This window comes from Streptococcus sp. WM07 (assembly GCF_004570525.1).
GTDB lineage: Bacteria > Bacillota > Bacilli > Lactobacillales > Streptococcaceae > Streptococcus.
In genome coordinates, this window is sequence record NZ_SPPZ01000082.1 from 1 (window position 1) to 5,039 (window position 5,039).

Genomic DNA, 5,039 nt, shown 5'->3' on the forward strand with positions numbered 1-5,039 from the left:
GACTTCGAACGAGAATGCGAGTAATCATCTGGAAACAGTGGAAAAAGAAGTCACGTCGCCTTTGGGGCTTACTGAAACTCGGAGTTCCTAGGTGGATAGCAGATAAGGTGTCAGGTTGGGGTGACCATTACCAACTAGTAGCACAAAAGTCAGTATTAAAGAGAGCAATATCAAAACCAGTCCTCGACAAACGAGGACTGGTCAGCTGTCTCGATTACTACTTAAAACGACATGCGTTAAAAGTTAATTGAACTGCCGTGTGCCGAACGGCACGCACGGTGGTGTGAGAGGGACTATCCATTAGTCCCTACTCGATTACTCTAGTTCACAAGTCGAACCCCTAGTTTAAATTTATCCAAGACCCGTTCTTTCAGATCTTTTGTCAAAGGTGTGATAGTAGCTTGGTGGCAGATACTTTGACCTTGGCATTCCTCCGTTACTGCGGTAATAATACCAATGATCTCACCATTGAGAAAAACAGGGGAGCCAGAATTTTCCTGTACTAGACCAAGATCCGCGGTTAAGGTACCATCTGCTTCTACACGAATAATCTTACCGGATGCTTGAGTGTAAGGTGGGCGTGTAAGACTAGAGAAGCCCATAGTCGATACAGTTTTCCCTAGTAGTTTTTGGGGTTCTAGATAGACAGCAAGCTTGAGTTCTTGTTTATCTGTAGGGAGTCCCAAGCTGGACTCGACTTGGATAAGAGCAAGGTCGTTTTTCAAATCCTCGTATCCGCTATAGGATGTGGATAGGTAGTAGGGCTTGGCAGATGACCCTGTGTGGAAAATTTCTGTTCCTTGAGCGTTATAGGTGTGGATGGTTTGCCCAGACCATAGCTGCCCCCGCTCATTGGTAAGATTATGGGCTGCAGTAAGGAAAGTACCCTTACCTAAGTAGATTCCAGTTCCCCGAGTGGTTTGCCCAGACGCCCTCTTAGCGATGAGAGCTTGTGTTAGATGAAAGGGATAGATACTTGCTTCCTGTGGGCTAACCTCTTTCCGAGCCTCTGCTAGCATGACTGTAGGTAGAAGCATGCTTCCCAGAGTAAGTAGCAGTGTGAGTAGTCGTTTCTTCATGAGCATCTCCTTTGTGGCCTTTTTCTTTTTTATTCGTTTTTTGAAAGAGGAAAACGCAAAGAAGATGGATAATGGATGTAAGAGATAGAAGTGGAGAAATAGCGGGCTCTACTGTGATGGTTTAGTTTTTTTATCTATTTTTTAATAATAGTTTAGCTGCCATTACTGCAGACTGTACTTGTGCTTTGGTTTTAAATCCTTTTTTGATTTCTTACTAAGATGGGTGCAGTAAAAGGTCCTGCAGTTACTGCCGGACCTTTTACTGTAAGAGTATTACTCCTCACACTAAATCTTGGCGGTGTAGGTGTTGAGAGGTTTTGTTTCTCATCTACTTTTATGATAATTTTGTAGAATGTTGAACATTTTTTGTAATGAAGTTAGGTATTCTTGGGTACCTGTTTTTAGTCCGTATTTAGTTGCCTTACCTTGTCCTAATTGCTCTATAAAATTTTGGCTCATCAGTTTTTTTATAGATTTATCAAAATAGTGTTTTGATAAATCTAGTTTGTCTCGAATTTCTCTTGAAGTTTGTGGCAAAATTTCCTTTGTTAATAGTTTTAAAATGGCTTTTTCAGGTTCTTCTAGTTCAGGGTGAGCATCGGCGATATCCACTTTCCAAATTTGTATTGCGGTGCTATTTTGTCCTAATTTAATATTTGGGAAGTTTAACTTATTATTTTGGGCTGTAGCAAAAATTTGAGGTCCGCCGGATCCAGCTCTTTCAGAGATACCAACTTTTCTGAATAAATTAGTAATTGTGTGATTTCGTGGTTTTGGAGTTCCCCCATTAATAAATTCTTCGATGGAGATTTTCATTTTTCCAGGATTAAAGAAACTATATATGTATTGTAGGCTTCTATTTTCACACTCTCTTCTGCAAAATAATCTGTATGTATTAGTGAATTAGCTAAGGCTTCTCGTAAAGAAATCTCTACATCTCTAATATAGTTAGTTCTTATTAAATCGTTACTAAGTTCGAATACTGTGTCAATAGTAGCTGTAAGTTTACTTAATACAGCTCTATAAAAGTTAAAAATGTTGATGTTTGGGTACCCAGGTTCACCTGGAGCTACTCGGTCTCTCCATCGATCTTTTGTGTTTATATAATTGAAATAATCTAAATGAAAGTTTTGTAGTCCTTGGGCACTAGTGATACTATTATACTTTCCAAAAAATAGTAGCCCCCCATAGGTAAGCTTGTATACAATTTTATCGGTTATTTGCCTATCTCTCTTATATGCACCAATCTCTACGAGCATTTCAAAATCAGTCATTGTTAGAAATCTATCGTCATTTTGGGTGAGTAATATCTTGTATTCACTTAAACTAGTTTCATCAAGATCTGATATATCAAATCCACTAAGTAAATCACTGTCTAAATCATCTTGAGAGTTTCTAAGCATTGCTTTTAATTCTTCTTCGGTTGCTTTTCTGTCAGTTTCAAATTCTCGAATCCAGGTCTGTTTGGGATTTTGATTTAAATATATCGGTTTTTGGCTTATTGTTGCCTCTGGAATGGTTACTTCAATTATTTTTTTATCTTGAAAATCTTTTAGTGAGACATTCTGATCCGAAATGAGGTTACGATTAACTTTTTGGGTATTATTTAGATTTGTAAAAAGTTCTGATTGTATTTTTTGAGGATTGTTAACACCCTTTATTTCTAGGTCATCTGTAATTCCAAGCAGTACTTTACCACCCTCTGTATTCGCAAAAGCTGAATAGCTTTCCCAGAAATCTTTTGGGAGAGAGTTTTTTGCTGCTTTATACTCAATATATTTCCCTTCAGGTTTTAAGTCCATTATTACTCCTTTCCCAAAATCTACTGTAACTGAAAAAAATCTACCGTATTTTTTAGTGGCTAAATGCTGATAAATAAGGTTTTGATAGGGACAATTACTATTAGATTTTGTAAAAATCTACCGTAACTGAAAAAAATCTACCGTATTTTTAGATTGTGATGGGTTATTGATACATTCTCACTTATCATCCCCTAAAAATGCAGTTTTTCTGCTTCTGCGTTGGTGAGTTTGGTGGAGATTTTCGTGAGTTCTTGGGTTTCGATAGGTAAACCTTAACCGCCTCGTGATTGAGACGGTTAAGGTTCCAGGAAGTATTATTACCCGTTGGTTGATTAACCATAAGCAAGTGAATACCTTAGACTAAAACCGTTCTCCATTTGACTTTGATGAAGTAGTAAGGAATATGTTAATAAGATTGCCTCCACTTTAAATTTTAAAGCATAAAGATTCCTACATCTTAAATCTTCAATTCCGAATTGTTCCAAACTTGAGAATACCGTTTCAATGGACTTACGCAGTCGTCCAATTCTATAATTTTCCAGTTTAGAGTAATCACTCATATTCTCCCTTAATTGAGTAATTAATTTGATTCCACACCTCAGCAAGCTCTCTTTCAATGATTTATTCACATAACCCTTATCACCATGAACAATTGAGAACGGACTAGCGATGAGTAGTTCATAAGCTGTTTGACTATCATGAACTGAAGCTGGTGTGACTACATAATTAACCGGAAAACCGTTATCTCCAACTACTACTGAAAATTTAATACCGTAGTAATGTTCTTGTTTTGTGGCGTTAAAACCTATATTGGCTGTTGATTCAAGAAGTTTTGCTCTACAATTTCTAATTGGTTTACACAAAGCACAGGGAAAACTATCAATAATACCAAATTCACAGTCGCTGATGAGAGTCTTTACAAAATAATAGCGCATCATTTGAATAGTTTGGGAAAGATTCTGGCAGATCCGGCAAAATCTAGAGCGTTCAGGAAAACATTCGGGAAAAAGGTTAGTCCGAATAGCGCGATAAATGGCATTAGCTGATTTACAACCTTGTTGTAGAGCCCAAATGTAGCTAGAAATCAAAATAACATCTGGTTGAATTTGTAAGTGGACATTCTTACGGAAACGAACTGACTTTGGAACATATTTCTCGCACAGATTAGTCACTTTCATTAAAATTTTATTGAAAACGACTTGTTTTTGAGAAGGATTCGCGAGATAATGTACTTGGCTTTGCATATCATGTCCTCAATTCGTGGTGGTTTTGAGTTTATGATACGCAAAGTTTTTTATTATTTCTACAACTAACTAGCACAACGGGTATTATTAGTTTTTAAGATTGTTTATAGCATAATCAGCTTCTTCTTGAGTAAATTTTTCACCAAATTCACTAACTAATTGTTCACGGATAGCTTCTGGAGACATATCCATCTTCTGATAAGATTCAGCTTTTTTTAATGCGTTCTTTTTGTAGTCTGCTTTCAATTTATCAACAGCATAGTCAGCCTCTTCTTGAGTGAATTTCTCACCAGCATCGCTCGCTAGCTGTTCACGAATTCCCTCTTTTGACATGTGCATATTTTTTGAGTAAGCCTCAGCTTTTTTAAGAGCATTTTTTTTGAAGTCAGCTTTAAGGTTCTCGATAGCATAGTTGGCATCCTCTTCTGAAAATTTTTCACCAAATTCACTTGTCAATTGTTCGCGAATTCCTTCTTTGGACATATGCATGGTTTTCGAATAACTTTCAGCCTTCTTTAATGCACTTTTTTCGCTTTTAGTAGCAGAATAGACTACATTATTTGTGTTAATACTCATTCAGAATCAAAATTAGCAGATATCCATTCTCTATGGACAATCGATCGTAAGCGAGTAGTTGATAAGCTTTGGATAACTTCTTGCAACTGATCAATGACGTCATTCAATGATTTAAATGCTTTGTTCTTAAATCCTAATTTCCGAATCTCTGCCCAAACTTGTTCAATCGGATTCATCTCTGGTGTATAAGGTGGAATAAATGTAAATTCAATATTGCTAGGAATATCCAATGTCTGTGATTTATGCCAAACCGCATTATCCATCACCAAAATAATATAGTCGTTAGGGTAAGCTTCTGACAGTTGTCGTAAAAATTCATTCATCCAAGCCGTATTACA

At 36.8% G+C, this 5,039-nt stretch carries 6 protein-coding genes and 1 pseudogene; 1 reads left to right on the forward strand and 6 read right to left on the reverse strand.

All coding sequences use genetic code 11. From position 1 onward, the window contains the following. Nucleotides 1-251: pseudogene (locus E4T71_RS08135) on the forward strand (group II intron reverse transcriptase/maturase); the annotation flags it as partial. A 69-nt stretch (nucleotides 252-320) separates the two neighbouring features. On the opposite strand, the gene E4T71_RS08140 reads toward E4T71_RS08135, so the two are convergent. The 6 genes from E4T71_RS08140 to E4T71_RS08160 all read right to left on the reverse strand — a co-directional run. Next, nucleotides 321-1,079, reverse strand: coding sequence for a serine protease (locus tag E4T71_RS08140; protein ID WP_167758501.1), 759 nt, complete (start codon nucleotides 1,077-1,079; stop codon nucleotides 321-323). Nucleotides 1,080-1,403: 324 nt separating this feature from the next. Beyond that, on the reverse strand, nucleotides 1,404-1,895 hold the full coding sequence (locus E4T71_RS10275; RefSeq protein WP_228062390.1) for an ATP-binding protein: 492 nt from the start codon (nucleotides 1,893-1,895) through the stop codon (nucleotides 1,404-1,406). Further along, nucleotides 1,892-2,881: a helix-turn-helix domain-containing protein gene (locus E4T71_RS08145; RefSeq protein WP_228062391.1), complete on the reverse strand. Its 990-nt coding sequence runs from the start codon at nucleotides 2,879-2,881 to the stop codon at nucleotides 1,892-1,894. The genes E4T71_RS10275 and E4T71_RS08145 overlap by 4 nt, the downstream gene beginning before the upstream one ends. Before the next feature lie 332 nt (nucleotides 2,882-3,213). Further along, nucleotides 3,214-4,125: an IS982 family transposase gene (locus tag E4T71_RS08150; protein ID WP_135038815.1), complete on the reverse strand. Its 912-nt coding sequence runs from the start codon at nucleotides 4,123-4,125 to the stop codon at nucleotides 3,214-3,216. Nucleotides 4,126-4,212: 87 nt separating this feature from the next. Next, the gene (locus E4T71_RS08155; protein WP_135038817.1) at nucleotides 4,213-4,701 is read right to left on the reverse strand and encodes an Ltp family lipoprotein; all 489 of its coding nucleotides are present in this window, start codon (nucleotides 4,699-4,701) and stop codon (nucleotides 4,213-4,215) included. Beyond that, nucleotides 4,698-5,039, reverse strand: a 342-nt coding sequence (locus E4T71_RS08160; RefSeq protein WP_194181234.1) for a transposase, incomplete at its 5' end; no start/stop codon positions are given. The genes E4T71_RS08155 and E4T71_RS08160, both read right to left, overlap by 4 nt.